Origin of the sequence: Halorubrum sp. SP9, assembly GCF_005435015.1 — an archaeon.
Classification (GTDB): domain Archaea; phylum Halobacteriota; class Halobacteria; order Halobacteriales; family Haloferacaceae; genus Halorubrum; species Halorubrum sodomense.
In genome coordinates, this window is record NZ_SGXU01000618.1 from 1 (window position 1) to 284 (window position 284).

A 284-nucleotide genomic window follows, 5' to 3' on the forward strand; every position below is an offset into this window, starting at 1 on the left:
AAGCGCTTCGTGAGCCCCTCGGTCTCCAGCAGCATCACAGCGAGCAGCTGGCGTCCGATTCGGGGACCATCACGTCCTCGGCGTCGAGGCGTTCGAGCGGCTCGCCCGGCATGATGGGCGCGCCCCAGGTGTCGGCGTACTCGTCGCTGGTCGGGACCGGCCACGCGACCGTCATCTGCGAGGCAGCCTGGTTGTTGTGCTCCTGGAACGTGTCCCCGTTCTCGCCCTTCGGCGTGTCCGTGACGGTCATCCCGCGCAGCGCGTCGGCGATGTCGGCGCCGTCC

The 284-nt window shown here is 69.7% G+C and carries 1 pseudogene; it reads right to left on the reverse strand.

Annotated features, from left to right (window positions below):
* Positions 1 to 34 precede the first annotated feature (34 nt).
* Positions 35 to 284, reverse strand: a pseudogene (locus EXE45_RS18795) (ABC transporter substrate-binding protein); the annotation flags it as partial.